This is a genomic window from Agrobacterium sp. ST15.16.024, assembly GCF_027956545.1.
In the GTDB taxonomy this organism is placed as follows: Bacteria; Pseudomonadota; Alphaproteobacteria; order Rhizobiales; family Rhizobiaceae; genus Agrobacterium; species Agrobacterium cucumeris.
In genome coordinates, this window is record NZ_JAQKGO010000004.1 from 349,645 (window position 1) to 367,791 (window position 18,147).

Consider the following 18,147-nt stretch of genomic DNA (forward strand, 5'->3'; position numbering starts at 1 on the left):
CCGTCTTTCAGTCGTTGAATTCCATGCCCATGCCGACACACCAGTCTCGAAGAGGCTGAAGCTCCGGATGCGAAAGCGCCGCGGCAAGATAGCGGAACGTCCTCGGCATATGTTTCATATAACCGGGTTTTTGATCCCGTTCCAACAGCCTCACCCAGATACCGGCAAGCTTGCAGTTACGCTGCGCCGACATGATGGCGAAAGCCTTGAGGAAAGCGGCTTCATCGAATGAAGGTGTGTTTCTTCTGCTGTCGAGATAATGCGAGAGCAGACGCGCCTGCAGCTCGGGTTCGATGGTAACCCGGGCATCCTGCACGATGGAGGCGAGATCATAAGCGGTGGGGCCGATCATCGCGTCCTGAAAATCGATCAGGCCGACCTGCCGAATACCGCTATTCTGCGCCTGCCAGAGAAGGTTGGGTGAATGGAAATCGCGCAGCAGAAGCCCTGTTTCACAATCAGCGAGCGAGTCGATCAGGCTATCCCACAGGGCGTAATAGTCACTCTTCTCGCTATCGGTGAGCGGCTTGCCGCGTTTGTGGGGAAGATACCATTCCGCCAGCAAAGAGACTTCGATCTTCATCGCCTGCCGATCGAAAGGGGGAACCTCATAGGTGCTGCCGTCAATCACCGGTAACAGGTCGGGTCGCGGGGTCTGATGAAGGGCTGCGAGGCAGGCAACGCTCTGCAGATAACGTTCTTCTATCGGCGTTCCCTTGGGCGCAAGCACCCCGTCGCGCCCCAAATCCTCCAGCAGGAGAATGCCCTGATCGATATCCGCTGCCAGAAGCTCTGGCGCGCAAAAGCCGCTGTTTCGCAGATACTCGCCGATCGCCACGAAAGAACGCGCATCCTGGGCAAGATGGGCGATTTCCGCATAGGTCTTGCCATCCGCAATGATCGCGCCTCTCAAGGGGCGCCGCCAGTCCATCAGGATAAGATCCGGGTCATCGCCGGAAATGGTCTCATAGGCACGTGTGGAAGCGTCACCACTCAGGAAACGGCGGGTCGCATCGCCCCTGCCATTTTTCGCGAGGAATTCGCGAATGGCGAAAACACGCTGAAGCCGCGCTTTCAGTTTTGCCGGAGCTTCGATGGAAGCCAGCCGTCCTTCGCCGGAATGCGTCAGCCGAAGCGTGACGGTCTGTTCCGGCGGCAGAACCTCGGCGGCGATATCCGGCCATTCGATCAGGCAGACGCCGTCCTCCAGCATCTCGTCGATGCCGAGCTCGTCCAGTTCGGAGACATCAGAAAGCCGGTATAGATCGAGATGGGCAACCGGAATGCGAGCGGAATAGGTCTGGATGATCGTGAAGGTGGGGCTTGGAACTTCGAGATCCGGCTCATTCGCCATCGCCCGGATGAAGGCGCGGGCGAGTGTCGATTTACCGGCGCCGAGATCGCCGATCAGCGCCAGGCAATCGCCGGGTTTCAATGCCAGCGCAAGGTCTTCACCGAGCCTGATGGTATCTTTTTCTCCCTCAAGGGAAATGGTGATCGGCAAGATGTCTTGGCTCATTCTGCGGCGATGGAATGCGGGCGCGTGCCGGAAGGAATGCGGCAGGTGACGATGGTGCCATTGCCGGGGCGGCTATCGATGCTGACCGTGCCATGATGGAGGCTGACAAAGCTTTCGACAATGGAAAGGCCAAGCCCTGCGCCGGTCCGCCGACCGCCATTGCCGCGTGTCGCGAAGCGGTCGAAGACTGTTTTCAGCATGTCTTCCGGAATGCCCGGGCCCTTATCTGCCACCGAGAACAGGAAGTCGCCCTCGCTGCGCTGGCACGACAGTTCAACGGCGGAACCTTCCGGGGCGAAGTTGATCGCATTGGTAAGCAGCTTGATGAGGATCTGCTTCAGACGCTGATGATCGGCGACCAGGCTGCCAAGATGGGTCGGCGCGACGATTTCAAGCGAAATACCGCTCTCCTGCAGCCGGTCGGCGATCTGCACAGAAACGTCTTCGAGCAATTCGTTCAGATCATTGTCTGAATAATTCAGCTGCATGATGCCGGCATCGACGGTCGCAAGATCGAGAATATCGTTGACGATGGTCAAAAGCACCGAGGACGAAGTGGAAATATGATCGAGATATTCCGCCTGCCGGTCCGTCAACTGGCCGATGCCGGGCGTCTTCAGGAGGTCGGTGAAACCGATAATATTCGTCAGCGGCGAACGCAATTCATAGGAAACATGCTGAACGAAATCATTCTTCAGCTCGTCGGCCTTCAGAAGTGCATCGTTCTTTTCCTTGAGCGCCCTTTCAGCCCGCACGCTGTCGGTCATGTTGACGAAGGTCAGCATGGTCTGCGCATCCGGCAGCGGAATGATAGCGAAATCAAGCACGAGACCGGAGAGCAGTTCGAGCGTTCCCTGTTTGGATGGGCGCTCATCATCAAAGCTGGTGATGAACTGGCTGAAGGCGCGCCAGCCGTCCGGCCTGTCATAGGATTGTGTGCAGGCGGTTTCGATGGCGCGGATATGGGTGCCCGTTTCCGCCTCTTCGGAGGTTACACCCCAGAGCGCCCGGAATGCCGGGTTGGAGAGGCGAATACGGCCATCGGCACCGAACACCGCCACACCTTCGGCCAGATGATCGATGGTTTCGCCCTGTACCTTCACCAGCGTGTTGTAGCGCATCTGCAGGTCGACCTGTTCGGTCAGGTTCTCAAAAACCCAGGTCGCGCCGCCCTGTGGATGGGCGGTTGCGATGACCCGCAGTGTCTGCCCATTCGGCAGGTGCCAGAGATCGGTTTTGGTATCGAGCGAACGGTAAACGGCGAGCGCCGTCTCCTTCCAGTTTTTCCAGTTCAGCTGCTCGGGCAATTTGCCGGCGGTGCGCAGCCTGTCCAGAAGCTCGGAATTGTCAGGACCGGATTCGAGGAAAACCAGATCGAGACCCCAAAGGGTTGCAAAAGCCTGATTGTAGAATTGCAGCCGCTGCCGGCCGTCGAAGATGGCGACGGGCGTTGCCAGATGATCCAGCGTTTCGGCGTGGCTTTTCAGAACCCGCTTGAGTTCTTCGCTGATGGTTTCCGCTTTGGTGGCATCGATGGCGATACCGGCCGAACCCGCCGCAGTCTTGATATCCACGACGTCGAAGAAGGTACGGTTGCCGGAAACCACAGTCGAAATGCGGTCATGATAGGGTGATTCCGGCGTCGCGGCCGCGCGTATCTTCTGCCGGGTAACCGTGTTCAACAGCTCGCGTTTTTCAAGTACGGCCTGGTCGGCATCGCGTGCATCCACGGCCTGCGCATAGGCGTGGTTGACCCAGGTTAGCTCACCTTCGCCATTGCGGCGCCAGACGGGCTGTTCGATGGAATCCAGAAGGTCCTGAAACGTCGAGACCGAGGTGATCAGACGCTCGCGTTCCACCTGCAATTCTGCAAGCTCGGCGCGCAGATTATTAAGCGCGACGAAACGTGCAAATGCATTGCCGCCGGAAACCCGGCCTTGAACTTCAATGACTTCGCCGCGCTGCGTCTCGATGGTCAGATCGAAACTCTGCGCATGGCTGCGAAGTTTTTCGAGGGATTTTTCAAGCTGGCTTGCAGAGGATGGCTTTAGCCAGCGCCCGAAGGCCAGAAAATCATGATCCGCCTGCGGTGCGCCGGTCTCCACGGGCAATTGCCCCAGAAATTCGGGCCGCTTGTCAGCGCCATCCCAGATAACAATGCGCCGGCCCTTATCGGAAATCAGCGCCTCGTATTTGGCGATCTTGTGGTGGGTCTCGGCAAGCGCCTTGCGGTATTCACTGCTTTCCGACTCGATATTGCCGCGTTGGCGCACCAGCCAGACGACGGAAAACAGCGTCGCCGAAAGCATGCCGACAAAGAGCGAATAGGTGATTGTTTCGCCAGAGGAGAACAGCCGCGCACCGGTCTTGGCAACAAGGCCGTCCTGCGCCAGCGAGACACTTGCCGAACCGGCAAGAATGGTCCCCGACATCAGCACGGGAAGCCGCGAAATCCCTGTCCGGACCGCGCTGATCGCCAGCCGGCAATGCGCCAGAACCTGCGCGCTCAATGCCACGCAGCCTTGCGTGTTTTCAACGCGTTGAACTGTCTGCTCGCGCAGATCCGAATTGTGAACCGTCATCCCCGGTCTGTCTCCGTCCTATGTGCCGCATCTTCGACAAGACATCCCATTTCGTCCCCGCCGCCCTTTGGCGTGTCCGAATCAAGTCCGATGACAATACCGCCTTCATAAATCTGCGGAAAGGGATGGCGCAAAAAAGATGCCGCGCACTTTGTCAAGTGCGCGGCATCTATATGTTGTGTAATTTCAGTGGAAATTAACTATGATATTAATATCTGTAGTGTTCAGCCTTGAACGGGCCTTCCTTGGAGATGCCGATATAATCTGCCTGCAGATCGGAAAGTTCTGTTAGCCGCACACCGAGCTTCTCGAGATGAAGGCGCGCAACCTTCTCGTCGAGATGCTTCGGCAGCACGTAAACCTCGTTCTTGTATTCGCCCTGCTTGGTGAAGAGCTCGATCTGGCCAAGCACCTGGTTGGTGAAGGATGCAGACATGACGAAGGACGGGTGGCCGGTGGCATTGCCGAGGTTCAGCAGGCGGCCTTCGGACAGAAGGATGATGCGGTTGCCCTTCGGGAACTCGATCATGTCGACCTGCGGCTTGATGTTCGTCCACTTCAGGTTCCGCAGCGAGGCGACCTGAATTTCATTGTCGAAATGGCCGATATTGCCGACGATAGCCATGTCCTTCATCTCGCGCATATGCTCGATGCGGATGACGTCCTTGTTACCGGTGGTGGTGATGAAGATATCGGCGGAAGAGATGACATCTTCCAGACGAACGACTTCAAAACCGTCCATGGCAGCCTGAAGCGCGCAGATCGGGTCGATTTCGGTGACCTTCACGCGGGCACCGGCGCCCTGCAGCGAGGCGGCAGAACCCTTGCCCACATCGCCGTAACCGCAGACGACGGCGACCTTGCCGGCCATCATCACGTCGGTTGCACGACGAATGCCGTCCACCAGCGATTCCTTGCAGCCGTATTTGTTGTCGAACTTCGACTTGGTGACGCTGTCATTAACGTTGATCGCCGGGAAGGGCAGGAGGCCCTTCTTGCTGAGATCGTAAAGACGATGAACGCCCGTCGTCGTTTCTTCGGTAACACCCTTCAGCGCGTTGCGCTGCTTGGTGAACCAGCCGGGAGAAGCCTTCAGGCGCTTGTTGATCTGCGCGAAAAGAATTTCTTCTTCTTCAGAGCCGGGATTGGACAAAACGTCTTCGCCGGCTTCGGCACGTGCGCCAAGCAGGATGTACATGGTGGCATCGCCGCCATCGTCGAGGATCATGTTGGACAGACCGCCATCGGTCCACTGGAAGATCTTGTCGGTATATTCCCAATATTCCGTCAGGCTTTCACCCTTGACGGCGAAGACCGGAATGCCAGCCGCTGCAATGGCCGCTGCTGCATGATCCTGCGTCGAGAAGATGTTGCAGGAGGCCCAGCGAACGTCCGCGCCCAGTTCCTTCAGCGTTTCGATGAGAACGCCGGTCTGGATCGTCATGTGAAGCGAACCGGTGATGCGTGCGCCCTTCAGCGGCTTGCTTTCGCCGAACTCCTTGCGGCAGGACATCAGGCCGGGCATTTCGGTTTCGGCGATGTCCAGCTCCTTGCGGCCAAATGCGGCAAGGTTGATGTCGGCGACAATGTAGTCCTTCTCAAGGCTCATGAAGTTCTCCAGATCAGAATGCCGCGCCTGTTGGCCCGGCTTTTAAACGTAGCAGCGGTTTAGCAGGCCACAAACGATCTGGCAATGATGATATAAAGAGGTCTTTATGTCTTTATATGTTGCTGGCTCAGGCTTCTTCGCCGAAGCGGTCGGCCACCAGAGCTTCCAACGCGGCCAGCGCCTCCGACGCCTGATTGCCGCTTGCCTCGACATAGACGCTGCAGCCGGGGCTGGCCGCCAGCATCATCAGGCCCATGATGGAAGTGCCGCCGACGGTCATGCCGTCCTTGGAAACCGTGATCGTTGCGTCGAAGCCCTCGACCATCTGAACGAATTTCGCAGATGCCCGGGCATGGAGACCGCGCTTGTTGATGATCGGCAATTCCCGGGAGAGAGGCGACATGGGCTGACTTCTCACTTGCCGCTTAAAACGCGGCTGGCGACGTTGATATATTTGCGGCCGGCATCGGATGCATCCTGAAGGGCCTTGTCCATATTGTCTTCGCTGCGAACACCGGCAAGCTTGATCAGCATCGGAAGATTGACCCCGGCGATGACTTCGACATTGCCGTTATTCATGACGGAGATTGCAAGATTGGACGGTGTGCCACCAAACATGTCCGTCAATATGATAACACCATTGCCATCATTGGCACGCGCAACGGCGTCGATGATATCCTGCCGGCGCTGATCCATGTCGTCTTCGGGACCGATACAAACCGTCTCGATCAATTTCTGGGGACCAACGACATGCTCCAACGCATGGCGAAATTCCTCAGCCAGCTTGCCATGGGTGACAAGCACTAGTCCGATCATGAAATGCTCCCTTGCACACGCACTCTCATTGCCGACTATCGCAACGCGGCAATCCTGTCCATCGGTGGGATTTCATCTTGATGAGGAAAATGCGAATCGCAAGCCTAAAATCGCCCGAATCATCGTCACTTCACATTCGTTTTAAAAAGATTCTGAGCAAGTGCAGCAAATTTTCCATAGGGCGTAAGACTTGCAAGCGGTATGCGCAGAAGTGGAAGATGCCCACCACAGGGCAGCAAAAACACTTCGTCATCTTCGGGAAGTCTGGGATTTTCCGGTGAAAGAACTGTCGTGACGGCAAAATGGAGTGGAGCGCTCGCAACGCTGCTGAGCGAAACAATGCCGCTGCCGCGCAATTCCAGCAGGCCGGCAATCGCTTGCGGCCGCTCGGCAATGATGTCTTCGCCGTCGCGATACACGAAAATCTGATCGTCCGCGATCAGCGCCGCCGGCAATCCGCAGCGTTCAGCCTCGGTCAGAAAACTGAAGGCAAGCTCGCTCTTGCCGCTGCCGGATGGTCCCGTGAAGAGGATTCCCGTGTTTTGAACGGTGATGGCGGTGGCATGCAGGTTGAAGCGTTCAGCGTTCATGGGTTTCGGCCGCCGGCAGCGACAGGGTGAAGCGTGCGCCTGATATCACGCCATATTTGTCGACGACATTTTCCGCCCTCAGGCTGCCGCCATGGGCTTCGGCGATCTGCCGGCTGATGGAAAGACCAAGGCCGGAATTCTGGCCGAAGCCTTCGCTCGCCGGTCTGTCCGTGTAAAACCGTTCGAAAATCCGGTCGATATCTTCGGCCTGAATGCCGGGTCCGTTATCTTCCACCTGCACGAGGCAGCGATCCTTGTGGCGGGAAAGACGCACGGTGATGCGACCACTTTCCTCTGACACGAAAGAACGGGCGTTCTCGATCAGATTGGTGACGATCTGGCTGAGGCGAAGGTCGTGGCCATTCACCACGAAGGAGGTTTTGGCTCCGGCCTTCCGGTCGGCTACATAGTCGATTGCCACGCTTTTCTTCTTGGTGCTGATCTGGCGGGATATGTCTACCAGCCCTTTCATCAGCACATCAAGGTCGAGCGGCGAGGCATCGGCGCGCGCCAGTTCGGCATCGAGCCGCGACGCATCCGAAATATCGCTGATCAGTCGGTCGAGACGCCGAACGTCATGGAAGATGATCTCGGTCAGCCGTTGCTTTGATTCTTCGGTTTTCGCGCGCGGCAGGGTTTCCACGGCGCTGCGTAGCGAGGTCAGCGGGTTCTTGAGTTCGTGGCTGACATCGGCAGCGAAGCTTTCGATCGCGTCGATACGGTCGTAAAGCGCCGTCGTCATTTCACGCAGCGCAATCGAAAGGTTGCCGATTTCATCCTGACGGGCCGAAAAATCCGGTATCTCCTCGCGGGTTCGCGCCCCGCGGCGCACGCGGATCGCGGCGGCGGAAAGCCGCCGCAGCGGCGTGGCGATGGTGGAGGACAGAAGCAGTGACAGAACGATATTGACGAGGGTGGCGATGCCGAAAACACGCATGATGGCCAGGCGCTCCGCATGCACGATCTTGTCGATATCGCCCGCTTGGGTGGAGAGCAGCAATACGCCAAGCACCGCCCTGAAGCGTTGCACCGGCACGGCGACCGAAACGATCAGCTCACCCTTTTCGGTGACGCGAACGACTGCGCCGCGCACGCCGGTCAACGCATTCATCACTTCCGGATAAATCGAACCGTCGCCACCAGGCGCTTCCTTGTATTGCGGCAGACTGCTTGGCTGCAGCATGCGGTTGAACATGCTGGTGAACCACTCACCCCAGGTCTGGGTTTCCGGCGTTACCGGCGGCAGATCGAAGCGCAGAACCTGTCCGCGCGAATAAAGATGGCGGGAATCGAGCAGCAGATTGGCATCGGCATCGAACAGTCGCGCGCGGGTGCGCGTCGGTGAAATCAGCCGCCGCAGCACTGGTGCCACCCGTTCGGGATTGATCGGAAAACTTAAGTCCTCGTCATTGGGAGCGGGCGTGATGCTTTGCCCCGCCTGCAATTCGAGAAGCTTTTCGGGGTTGATGGTGATCGAATTGGTATCGACCGAAGCGGAGGCCGAAATCGCGCCGGCGATGATTTCGCCCTGCGTCAGAAGGCTTTCGACGCGCGCATCGATCAGCCCCTCACGGAACTGGTTGAGATAGAGAATACCGCCGACCAGAACGACCGTCGCCGCGACATTGAAGAAAAGAATGCGGCGCGTGAGGCTGGAAAACACCGCATTGCCGAAAATGCGCCGGATGATCGTCAGCGGATGGATACGATGGCGGCGTTCGCTGCCGCGTTCTTCGGCATCGTCGCTATCCGAGACGGTTTCCGGCGTTTTCTTCAACACGTATTTAAGTCCTCGCCACCACTCTTCGGGTGGTCTCTTCCGATTTGCGTGCCGATTCAGGCCGCTTCGCGGAAGCGATATCCTACGCCATAAAGCGTTTCAATCATATCGAAGTCGCCATCGACCAGTTTGAACTTCTTGCGAAGGCGCTTGATGTGGCTGTCGATGGTGCGGTCATCCACATAAACCTGCTCGTCATAGGCGGCGTCCATCAGCGCGTCGCGGCTTTTCACCACGCCCGGCCGCTGCGCCAGCGAGTGCAGGATGAGGAATTCGGTAACCGTGAGTGTCACCGGTTCGCCCTTCCAGGTGCAGGTATGACGCTCCTGATCCATGGCGAGTTGCCCGCGCTCCAGCGTGCGGGCCTGCTGGTCCGCCGTCGGCTTTATTGCGCCGCCGGCCGCTGGCGCGGCATCGCGGCTGCTGGCGCGGCGCAGGATCGCCTTGACGCGTTCAACCAGAAGGCGCTGCGAGAAGGGTTTGGTGATGAAGTCATCCGCGCCCATTTTCAGGCCGAACAATTCATCGATCTCCTCATCCTTGGAGGTGAGGAAGATCACCGGCAGATCCGATTTCTGACGCAGGCGCCGCAAAAGCTCCATGCCGTCCATGCGGGGCATCTTAATATCGAAAATGGCGAGCTGCGGCGGACGGGCGATCAACCCGTCAAGCGCGGAGGCGCCGTCCGTATACGTTTCGACCCGGTAGCCTTCGGCTTCGAGCGCGATCGATACCGAAGTGAGAATATTCCGGTCATCGTCGACAAGCGCGATCGTCTGCATGTAGTTGGTCTCCATCGTCATTTTCTCGTAACTCCCGACATTCACCCAGCCAGGTTGTGCGCCGCGAGCCACTCTCTTGAGTATAAAGGTGGAACAAATTGTGGCAAAGGAAAACTCGCCCCAAAATCGTGCGGGTGCGGTGGCCGGATTTCGTGAAACCGCCGCAGCTGGATTTTAATGCGTCTTCAACCGATTTAAAAAGAAATAAAATCTTTTAAATCGATTAATATATTGAAATCACTAAGTTTTTTAAAGTTCGGCTCTTGCGTTTCCAAAAGCTGCCACGTATTTTCCGTGAAAATTTCAACGGCCTTATCGTCATTTACAAGGAACGCGTCATGAACGAGCTTGGGGTTCATAATCCTGCCAATGGAGTTGCGGAACTCGGACTGGGCGAGGCTTCCCGCGTCTTTTATAACCTCAACGAGAGCGAATTATACGAAGAGGCGATCCGCAACGGCGAGGCCGAACTGACAATCGATGGCGCTCTTCGCGCCGTCACCGGCCAGCACACCGGCCGTTCGCCGAAGGACAAGTTCGTTGTGCGCGACGCTTCCACCGAGAACACCATCTGGTGGGATAACAACAAGCCGCTGTCGCCGGAAAACTTCGAGCTGCTGCATAAGGACATGCTGGCCCACGCCGCCGGCAAGACCCTCTATGTTCAGGATTTGATCGGCGGCGCCGATGAGGAAAATGCGCTGCCGACACGCGTCGTCACCGAGCTTGCCTGGCACTCGCTGTTCATCCGCAATCTGCTGATCCGTCCGAAGCAGGAAAAACTGGCTGGTTTCAAGCAGAAGCTCACCATCATCAACCTGCCGAGCTTCAAGGCTGATCCCGCCCGTCACGGTGTGCGTTCGGAAACCGTCATCGCCTGCGACCTTACCAACGGTCTCGTCCTCATCGGCGGCACCTCCTATGCCGGTGAAAACAAGAAGTCGGTCTTCACGGTGCTGAACTACCTTCTGCCGGCCAAGGGTGTGATGCCGATGCATTGCTCGGCCAATGTCGGTCCTGAGGGTGATTCCGCCGTGTTCTTCGGTCTCTCCGGCACCGGAAAGACCACGCTGTCTGCAGATCCATCACGCACCTTGATCGGTGATGACGAACATGGCTGGGGCGAACATGGCATCTTCAATTTCGAAGGTGGCTGCTATGCCAAGGCGATCAAGCTTTCGTCCGAGGCAGAGCCGGAAATCTACGCCGCTACCAATCGTTTCGGCACGGTTCTCGAAAACGTCGTGCTGGACGAAAACCGCGTTCCCGATTTCAACGACAACTCGCTGACGGAAAACACCCGCAGCGCCTATCCGCTGCACTTCATTCCGAATGCATCGGAAACCGGCATTGCCGGTCATCCGAAAACGATCATCATGCTGACGGCGGATGCCTTCGGTGTGCTGCCGCCAATTGCGCGGCTGACGCCGGAACAGGCCATGTACCACTTCCTTTCCGGTTACACCGCAAAGGTCGCCGGAACGGAAAAGGGCGTGACCGAACCGGAAGCCACCTTCTCCACCTGCTTCGGCGCACCCTTCATGCCACGCCACCCAGCGGAATATGGCAACCTGCTGCGTGAACTGATCGGCAAGCACGGCGTTGATTGCTGGCTGGTCAACACCGGCTGGACAGGCGGTGCTTACGGCATCGGCAAGCGCATGCCCATCAAGGCGACACGTGCGCTTCTGACGGCTGCACTCACCGGCGAGTTGAAGGATGCACAGTTCCGCACCGATGCGAATTTCGGCTTCGCGGTGCCGCTGTCGCTTGATGGCGTCGATAGTGCAATTCTCGATCCGCGTTCAACCTGGGCCGATGGCGCAGCTTACGACGCGCAGGCTAAGAAGCTGGTCTCGATGTTCGTCACGAACTTCACCAAGTTCGAAGATCACGTCGACAGCAAGGTTCGCGACGCAGCCCCGGGCCTTCTGCTCGCGGCTGAATAATAAAGCCTCATTTGTGAGGAGGAGGGGACCCGGCCTTGTGCCAGGTTTCTTTTTGCCGGTCTCTTGATTCTGGCCACTGTTTTCATTTCACGCGTTCTGTGGCATCACCGGCGCGGAGAAAGATCATGGCCAGCGACCCGCTTTACATCAGTAACCGTATCACTATCGCCGGCTGGGAGCTGACGGAGCAATTCGTGCTGGCCGGTGGGCCGGGCGGCCAGAACGTCAACAAGGTCTCGACGGCGGTTCAGCTGTTTTTCGACATCGCCAATTCACCCTCCCTGTCGGATCGGGTGAAGGTGAATGCCCTGCGCCTGGGGGGCCGACGTGTTTCGAAAGATGGCGTGCTGATGATCGAGGCAAGCCGGTTTCGCAGCCAGGAGCGCAATCGCGAAGATGCGCGTGAGCGGCTGAAGGAGCTGATCCTCGAAGCCGCCGCCCCGCCGCCGCCAGTGCGCAAGGCCACCAAACCCACCAAGGGATCAGTCGAGCGCCGCCTGAAGGCGAAATCCGGCCGTTCCGATGTCAAGAAAATGCGTGGTAAGCCCTCGGGGGACTAGGTGGCAATCCTGCGCGAAATCTTTCGCCCTTGTCATAGAGCTTCAAATATCGTCTGGTAATCCTCCCTACAACCAAGGAGGGTGCTATGGGTCTGTTCAATTTCATCAAGGAAGCGGGAAAAAAGCTTGGTATCGGCGGCGATGACGCACCTGATGTCGATGCGGTCAAGAAGGAACTCGCTTCCCACGATCTCGGCACGGACAAGGTTCAGGTCGAGGTGGTGGACGACAAGGTCGTTCTGAAGGGCGAAGTGGCCGATCAGTCTGTTTTCGAAAAGGCGGTCATTGCAGTCGGCAATACGCTCGGCATTTCCAAGGTCGAGGCCGGTGAACTGAAAGTGGCCGAAGCCCCGGCAAAAGAACCCGTCTTCTACACCGTCAAGAAGGGCGACAATCTCTGGAAGATTGCCGAAGCCCAGTATGGCAAGGCAAATGGCGCGAAAAACAACATTATCTTCGAAGCCAACAAGCCGATGCTGACCTATCCCGACAGGATCTATCCCGGCCAGGTTCTGCGTATTCCCGACCTCGCATAATAACGGGTTTAGCCACTGGAGATGCCGCCCACGCGCGGCATCTTTACAGTTTGCGAAGCGCTACCGTATCGATCAGGTGGTTCTTTCCCTTTCGCAGAATAAGGTCCGCACGCGGGCGCGTCGGAACGATGTTCTGGCGCAGGTTCTTCAGGTTGATGTTCTGCCAGAGACCCTCGGCAATGCTGAGCGCCGCTTCTTCACTGATCGACGCATAACGGTTGAAGAATGAATTGGGATCGCGGAAAGCCGTGTTTCTCAGATTCATGAACCGGTTCACATACCAGTTGTGAATGAAATCCTCGTCGGCATCGATATAGATTGAGAAATCGAAGAAGTCGGAAACGATGGGCACGATCCGCCCGCCCGCCGGCAGGTCCCGCGATTGCAGCACATTGATGCCTTCGAAAATAAGGATATCCGGCTGGTCGATGACGGTGAACTCGTTCGGCAGGACGTCATAGGTCAGGTGCGAATAACGCGGTGCCTTCACATTCGGCTGGCCTGCCTTGATGGCCGACAGGAAACGTAACAGCGCGCCGATATCGTAGCTTTCCGGAAAGCCCTTGCGCTCCATCAGGTTTTCACGCCGCAGCACCTCATTCGGATAGAGAAATCCGTCTGTGGTGATGAGATCGACCTTCGGGCTGGAGGGCCAGCGCGCCAGAAGCTCTTTCAGGATACGCGCTGTCGTTGATTTTCCAACCGCGACTGAACCGGCAATACCGATGACGAATGGTGTCTTGTTGACATCCCCCATGTTGAGAAAGCGGTTGCGCTGCTCGAAAAGCAGTTGCGATGCTTCTACATGCGAAGATAGCAGGCGCGACAGCGACAGATAGATGCGCCGCACTTCGTCCAGATCGATCGGATCATCAAGCGAGCGCAGCCGTTTGACCTCGTCGGCGGAAAGCGTCAGTGGCGTATCGGCGCGAAATTTCGCCCATTCTTCCGAACTGAAGAAGTGGTAGGGCGAATATTCATCGGGCCGGAAATGATCGATTGTGCTCGGCATGCCTCTCTCCCCACTGCCTGCCGTGACATTCATGATTTGGGCCTCGCCGCCTTTTCCGCAAGGCCGGTCTGGCCCGTCCGGCGCTCCAGCTCGGCAAAAACGTCGCTCAAAGGAATGTCGGCGATCTTCAGTACCACCAGCAGATGGTAAAGCAGGTCAGCGGCTTCATTCTTCAGCCCGTCGCGGTCTTTCGCGATGGCAGCGATGACAGCTTCCACTGCCTCTTCACCGAGTTTTTTAGCCGCCCGTTCCTGCCCAGCCGCGACAAGTTTGGCCGTCCAGGATTCGTCAGGAGATGCAGCGGCGCGGGTTGCGACGATGCGTTCCAGATCGGAAAGGGAAAATGCGCTCATGAGATGTTCCTGCAATCAGTCGAGACGCATGGCGATGCCATGCTCGGCCATGTAGCTCTTGGCTTGCCCGATCGAATAGGTGCCGAAGTGGAAGATGGAGGCGGCGAGCACCGCCGTCGCGTGACCATCACGAACGCCTGCCACCAGATCATCCAGCGTGCCAACGCCGCCAGAAGCGATGACGGGGACACGAACCTGATCGGCAATACTGCGCGTCAAGCCGATATCATAGCCGCTCTTGGTGCCGTCGCGATCCATCGAGGTAACGAGCAATTCACCTGCGCCGCGCTCCACCATCTTGATGGCAAACTCCACGGCGTCGATCCCGGTTGGCTGGCGTCCGCCATGGGTGAAGATTTCCCAACGGTCGGCTTCTCCGTCCTTGGAAACCCGCTTGGCATCGATGGAAACGACGATGCACTGGTTGCCAAACTTGTCGGCAGCCTGCGCCACGAAATCCGGATCCTTGACCGCTGCGGAATTGATCGAGACCTTGTCGGCGCCGCACAGAAGCAGCTTGCGAATATCCGCAACGCTGCGAACCCCACCACCAACCGTTACCGGCATGAAACAATGATCGGCCGTGCGCGAAACCACCTCGAAGATCGTGTCGCGATTATCCGAGGAGGCGGTAATATCGAGAAAGCAGAGTTCATCGGCTCCCGCTGCATCATAGGCTTTCGCCGCCTCGACGGGATCGCCGGCATCGATCAGATCGACGAAGTTCACGCCCTTGACGACGCGGCCGTCCTTTACATCGAGGCAGGGAATAATACGGGCTTTGAGGGTCATGCGCTTACCTCCTTCGCAGCCTTGATGAGGGCAAGCGCCTCCGAGGGGTCGATACGCCCATCATAAAGCGCGCGGCCTGAAATCGCGCCTTCGAGCTTTGCAGCATCCGGCTGCAGCATGCGCTTGATATCATCGATGGAGGCAAGGCCGCCGGAGGCGATGACCGGAATGGAGACGGCATCGGCCAATTCCAGCGTCGAGGCCCAGTTGATGCCGGCCAGAATGCCGTCGCGATCGATATCGGTATAGATGATGGCGGCGACGCCGGCACCCTCGAAGCGCTTGGCAAGTTCGATGACGCCGAGTTCGGAGGCCTCGGCCCAGCCTTCAACGGCAACCTTGCCGCCCTTGGCATCGATGCCGACGGCGACCTGGCCAGGGAAACGCTTGCAGGCTTCGATGACGAGAACCGGATCGCGCACAGCGACGGTGCCGAGAATGACACGGGCAAGCCCGCGGCTCAGCCACGCTTCAATGTGATCAAGCGTGCGGATGCCGCCGCCAAGCTGCACCGGGTTTTTCGTAGCTTTCAGAATGGCGTCGACCGCCTCGCCATTCACGGTCTGGCCGGCAAAGGCGCCGTTGAGATCGACGACATGCAGCCATTCGAAGCCTTGGTCTTCGAAGGCCTTGGCCTGTGCACCGGGATCCTCGTTGTAAACGGTGGCCTGGTCCATATCACCAAGTTTCAGGCGAACGCACTGGCTGTCTTTAAGGTCGATTGCGGGAAAAAGAATCATGTCAGGGCTTCCAGCGCAGGAAATTGGAAATCAGGGCAAGGCCGAGCGTCTGGCTTTTTTCCGGGTGGAACTGCGCGCCGGCCATATTGTCACGACCGACGAAAGCAGTCATCGCGCCACCATAATTGGTGGTGGCGATGACATCCGTCGAATGCTTGGCCGCCAGATGATAGGAATGCACGAAATAGGCGTGCAGCCCGTCCGCGCCGGTCTTGATGCCGTCAAACAGCGGGTGGGCGTGGCGGATTTCCAGCGTGTTCCAGCCGATCTGCGGGATTTTGAGGCTGGTATCGGAGGGCGTCATTTCCACGACGTCGCCCTCAATCCAGCCAAGCCCGGCACTGACGGTCTTTTCCAGGCCGCGTGAGGACATCAGCTGCATGCCGACGCAGATGCCGAGGAAGGGATGGGCTTTTTTCTCGACGGCTTCGACAAGCGCCTCATGCATGCCGGGAACGGCATCAAGACCGGCGCGGCAATCCGCATAGGCGCCGACACCAGGCAGGACGATGCGGTCCGCCGTAGCGACGTGATCCGGCCTGTCGGTCAGATCGATGGTGGCATTGATGCCGGCCTCGCGGGCGGCACGCTCGAAAGCTTTGGTGGCCGAACGCAAATTGCCCGAACCGTAGTCGATGATCGCGACACGCATGTCAGCGCCTTCCATTCAAGTCGAAAAGAAACGATCCGGCGGGATCGTTGATGAAGTTTTTGTCACCGTTCTTCTGCGGCGAAGCGGTCCAGACCGGCTGTGAAAGCTGTTCCGTCGTTTCGGTGTTTTCTGAGAGCTTGGAGAAATATATGTCTTCCGCACTCGAAAGATCAGGGGCGGAGATGATCGATGTCATCTTCCAGCCTTTTCGGATCAAGTGCCGCACGAGAAAATCGCGTCCCTCCAGTGCGATGATGAGGGAAATGGCAAAGCCGCACAGAATACCGACCGGTTCGAATCCGGGTAACGTTGATGCCTGACCGGCCAGAACGAGGGCGATAAAAACGACCACCGCCGCCAGCCACGCGCGGTTGATCGCGAGCCACAACCACGGCGCAATCAGAGCCAGCCAGACGAAACGGTCTGCAATGAAACGGGTCGTTTTGTGGTCCCTGTCCGGCCCGTTTCGGGCTTCCAGAACGAGATAGCTTGTCATGGGCTTCCTGACAGCTTTGGCGTCAGGCCAGCATACCCTTTGTGGAGGGAACGCGGCCTGCCTGCCGGGGGTCGATCTCGGTTGCCGTGCGAAGAACGCGGGCAACGGCCTTGAAGCATGTTTCGGCGATATGATGGTTGTTGGCGCCGTAATGGTTCAGGATATGCAGCGTAATACCGGCATTCTGGGCCAGCGCCTGAAAGAACTCGCGCACCAGTTCCGTGTCGAAAGTGCCGATCTTCGGTGCAGAAAAATTGACGTTCCAGACGAGAAAGGGCCGGCCGGAAATATCGACGGCAGCCTTGGTCATCGTCTCGTCCATGGCAAGATCAAGCGAGGCATAACGGGTAATGCCGCGACGGTCACCCAGCGCCTTGGCAATGGCCTGGCCGATGGCAATGCCGGTATCTTCCACGGTGTGATGATCATCGATATGCAGGTCGCCCTTGACCTCGATGTCCATGTCGATCAGCGAATGGCGGCTCAGCTGGTCCAGCATATGGTCGAAAAATCCCACGCCGGTGGAAATTGTCGACTTGCCGGTGCCGTCGATATCCACACGCACCGAAACCGCGGTCTCGTTGGTGGTGCGGATAATCTCGCCTTTACGTTCTGCCATTTTGGCCGCTCCGTGAAAATGTTGCCGTTCCTTATCAGCACGGGACATAAATATCCAGTTGTTCCATCGTCTTGCCCGACATGCCGAAAACGGTGCGTCGCCTCGAAGATTGCAATCGCGAAAAGCAAACTTACATAGAACTCGAGAAGGGCCGCATACCGGCCCGTTAACCGCAGGCCCGACAGGGCAGACAGGTGTTTGATGACAACGATTATTACAGTCAGAAAAGGCGGCAAGGTCGTGATGGCTGGCGATGGTCAGGTAAGCCTCGGCCAGACCGTCATGAAGGGCAATGCCCGCAAGGTTCGCCGCATCGGCAAGGGTGAAGTGATTGCCGGTTTTGCTGGCGCGACCGCGGATGCCTTCACGCTGCTCGACCGTCTTGAAAAGAAACTCGAGCAATATCCGGGCCAGCTGATGCGCGCCGCAGTCGAGCTCGCCAAGGATTGGCGCACCGACAAATATCTGCGCAATCTCGAAGCCATGATGCTGGTCGCTGATAAATCCACCACGCTCGCCATCACCGGCAATGGTGATGTGCTGGAGCCGGAGCACGGCGCGATCGCCATTGGTTCCGGCGGCAACTACGCCTTTGCGGCTGCCCGCGCCATGATGGACACGGACAAGTCGGCCGAAGACGTAGCGCGCCAGGCGCTCGATATCGCCGCCGATATCTGCGTTTATACCAACCATAATCTCGTCGTCGAAATGCTCGACGCCGAATAAGCGAATTTTCTCAACCATGGGTCCTGTGGGCCGG

The 18,147-nt window shown here is 57.9% G+C and carries 19 protein-coding genes; 4 read left to right on the forward strand and 15 right to left on the reverse strand.

What is annotated here, in order from left to right; translation table 11 throughout:
• Positions 1-7 precede the first annotated feature (7 nt).
• From tsaE to chvI, 8 genes are all read right to left on the reverse strand, one after another.
• The gene (gene tsaE, locus PL640_RS16345) at positions 8-1,519 is read right to left on the reverse strand and encodes a tRNA (adenosine(37)-N6)-threonylcarbamoyltransferase complex ATPase subunit type 1 TsaE (RefSeq protein ID WP_271362640.1); all 1,512 of its coding nucleotides are present in this window, start codon (positions 1,517-1,519) and stop codon (positions 8-10) included.
• Positions 1,516-4,101 (reverse strand): sensor histidine kinase, encoded by a 2,586-nt coding sequence (locus PL640_RS16350; RefSeq protein WP_271362641.1) that lies wholly within the window; start codon positions 4,099-4,101, stop codon positions 1,516-1,518. The genes tsaE and PL640_RS16350 overlap by 4 nt, the downstream gene beginning before the upstream one ends.
• 208 nt (positions 4,102-4,309) lie before the next feature.
• On the reverse strand, positions 4,310-5,710 hold the full coding sequence (gene ahcY / locus PL640_RS16355; RefSeq protein ID WP_271362642.1) for an adenosylhomocysteinase: 1,401 nt from the start codon (positions 5,708-5,710) through the stop codon (positions 4,310-4,312).
• Between the two features lie 127 nt (positions 5,711-5,837).
• Positions 5,838-6,113, reverse strand: a complete 276-nt coding sequence (locus PL640_RS16360; RefSeq protein WP_046799729.1) for an HPr family phosphocarrier protein — start codon at positions 6,111-6,113, stop codon at positions 5,838-5,840.
• A gap of 11 nt (positions 6,114-6,124) precedes the next feature.
• A complete protein-coding gene (locus tag PL640_RS16365) occupies positions 6,125-6,526 on the reverse strand; it encodes a PTS sugar transporter subunit IIA (RefSeq protein WP_003505374.1) in 402 nt (133 codons plus the stop codon).
• A 125-nt stretch (positions 6,527-6,651) separates the two neighbouring features.
• On the reverse strand, positions 6,652-7,116 hold the full coding sequence (locus PL640_RS16370) for an HPr kinase/phosphorylase (RefSeq protein WP_271362643.1): 465 nt from the start codon (positions 7,114-7,116) through the stop codon (positions 6,652-6,654).
• Positions 7,106-8,896 (reverse strand): two-component system sensor histidine kinase ChvG, encoded by a 1,791-nt coding sequence (gene chvG, locus PL640_RS16375; protein WP_269700731.1) that lies wholly within the window; start codon positions 8,894-8,896, stop codon positions 7,106-7,108. The genes PL640_RS16370 and chvG overlap by 11 nt, the downstream gene beginning before the upstream one ends.
• A 56-nt stretch (positions 8,897-8,952) precedes the next feature.
• Entirely contained in the window at positions 8,953-9,678 is a 726-nt protein-coding gene (chvI, locus tag PL640_RS16380) for a two-component system response regulator ChvI (RefSeq protein WP_142842368.1), read from the reverse strand.
• A 338-nt stretch (positions 9,679-10,016) separates the two neighbouring features.
• Between chvI and PL640_RS16385 the strand changes: the two genes are divergently transcribed.
• The 3 genes from PL640_RS16385 to lysM all read left to right on the forward strand — a co-directional run bounded on the left by PL640_RS16385 (position 10,017) and on the right by lysM (position 12,723).
• Positions 10,017-11,627 (forward strand): phosphoenolpyruvate carboxykinase, encoded by a 1,611-nt coding sequence (locus tag PL640_RS16385; RefSeq protein ID WP_142842106.1) that lies wholly within the window; start codon positions 10,017-10,019, stop codon positions 11,625-11,627.
• A 125-nt stretch (positions 11,628-11,752) separates the two neighbouring features.
• Positions 11,753-12,187, forward strand: coding sequence for an alternative ribosome rescue aminoacyl-tRNA hydrolase ArfB (arfB, locus tag PL640_RS16390; protein ID WP_142842105.1), 435 nt, complete (start codon positions 11,753-11,755; stop codon positions 12,185-12,187).
• A gap of 86 nt (positions 12,188-12,273) precedes the next feature.
• Positions 12,274-12,723: a peptidoglycan-binding protein LysM gene (lysM, locus tag PL640_RS16395; protein ID WP_271362644.1), complete on the forward strand. Its 450-nt coding sequence runs from the start codon at positions 12,274-12,276 to the stop codon at positions 12,721-12,723.
• 43 nt (positions 12,724-12,766) lie between these two features.
• Here lysM and coaA read toward each other — a convergent pair whose 3' ends face one another.
• From coaA to hisB, 7 genes are read right to left on the reverse strand one after another with little or no spacing between them, the layout of a single operon-like run.
• Positions 12,767-13,768, reverse strand: a complete 1,002-nt coding sequence (gene coaA / locus PL640_RS16400) for a type I pantothenate kinase (RefSeq protein WP_193559532.1) — start codon at positions 13,766-13,768, stop codon at positions 12,767-12,769.
• Positions 13,765-14,088, reverse strand: a complete 324-nt coding sequence (locus PL640_RS16405; protein WP_142842102.1) for a phosphoribosyl-ATP diphosphatase — start codon at positions 14,086-14,088, stop codon at positions 13,765-13,767. Before PL640_RS16405 ends, coaA begins: the two co-directional genes overlap by 4 nt.
• A 15-nt stretch (positions 14,089-14,103) precedes the next feature.
• A complete protein-coding gene (hisF, locus tag PL640_RS16410; protein ID WP_269700722.1) occupies positions 14,104-14,880 on the reverse strand; it encodes an imidazole glycerol phosphate synthase subunit HisF in 777 nt (258 codons plus the stop codon).
• Entirely contained in the window at positions 14,877-15,620 is a 744-nt protein-coding gene (gene hisA / locus PL640_RS16415) for a 1-(5-phosphoribosyl)-5-[(5-phosphoribosylamino)methylideneamino]imidazole-4-carboxamide isomerase (protein ID WP_271362645.1), read from the reverse strand. Before hisA ends, hisF begins: the two co-directional genes overlap by 4 nt.
• Before the next feature lies 1 nt (position 15,621).
• Entirely contained in the window at positions 15,622-16,272 is a 651-nt protein-coding gene (gene hisH / locus PL640_RS16420; RefSeq protein WP_271362646.1) for an imidazole glycerol phosphate synthase subunit HisH, read from the reverse strand.
• A 1-nt stretch (position 16,273) separates the two neighbouring features.
• Positions 16,274-16,768, reverse strand: a complete 495-nt coding sequence (locus tag PL640_RS16425) for a DUF2628 domain-containing protein (protein ID WP_271362647.1) — start codon at positions 16,766-16,768, stop codon at positions 16,274-16,276.
• Between the two features lie 22 nt (positions 16,769-16,790).
• Positions 16,791-17,387: an imidazoleglycerol-phosphate dehydratase HisB gene (hisB, locus tag PL640_RS16430; RefSeq protein WP_271362648.1), complete on the reverse strand. Its 597-nt coding sequence runs from the start codon at positions 17,385-17,387 to the stop codon at positions 16,791-16,793.
• A 201-nt stretch (positions 17,388-17,588) separates the two neighbouring features.
• Here hisB and hslV point away from each other — a divergent pair, with 201 nt between their 5' ends.
• Positions 17,589-18,113, forward strand: a complete 525-nt coding sequence (hslV, locus tag PL640_RS16435; protein ID WP_142842096.1) for an ATP-dependent protease subunit HslV — start codon at positions 17,589-17,591, stop codon at positions 18,111-18,113.
• Positions 18,114-18,147 lie beyond the last annotated feature (34 nt).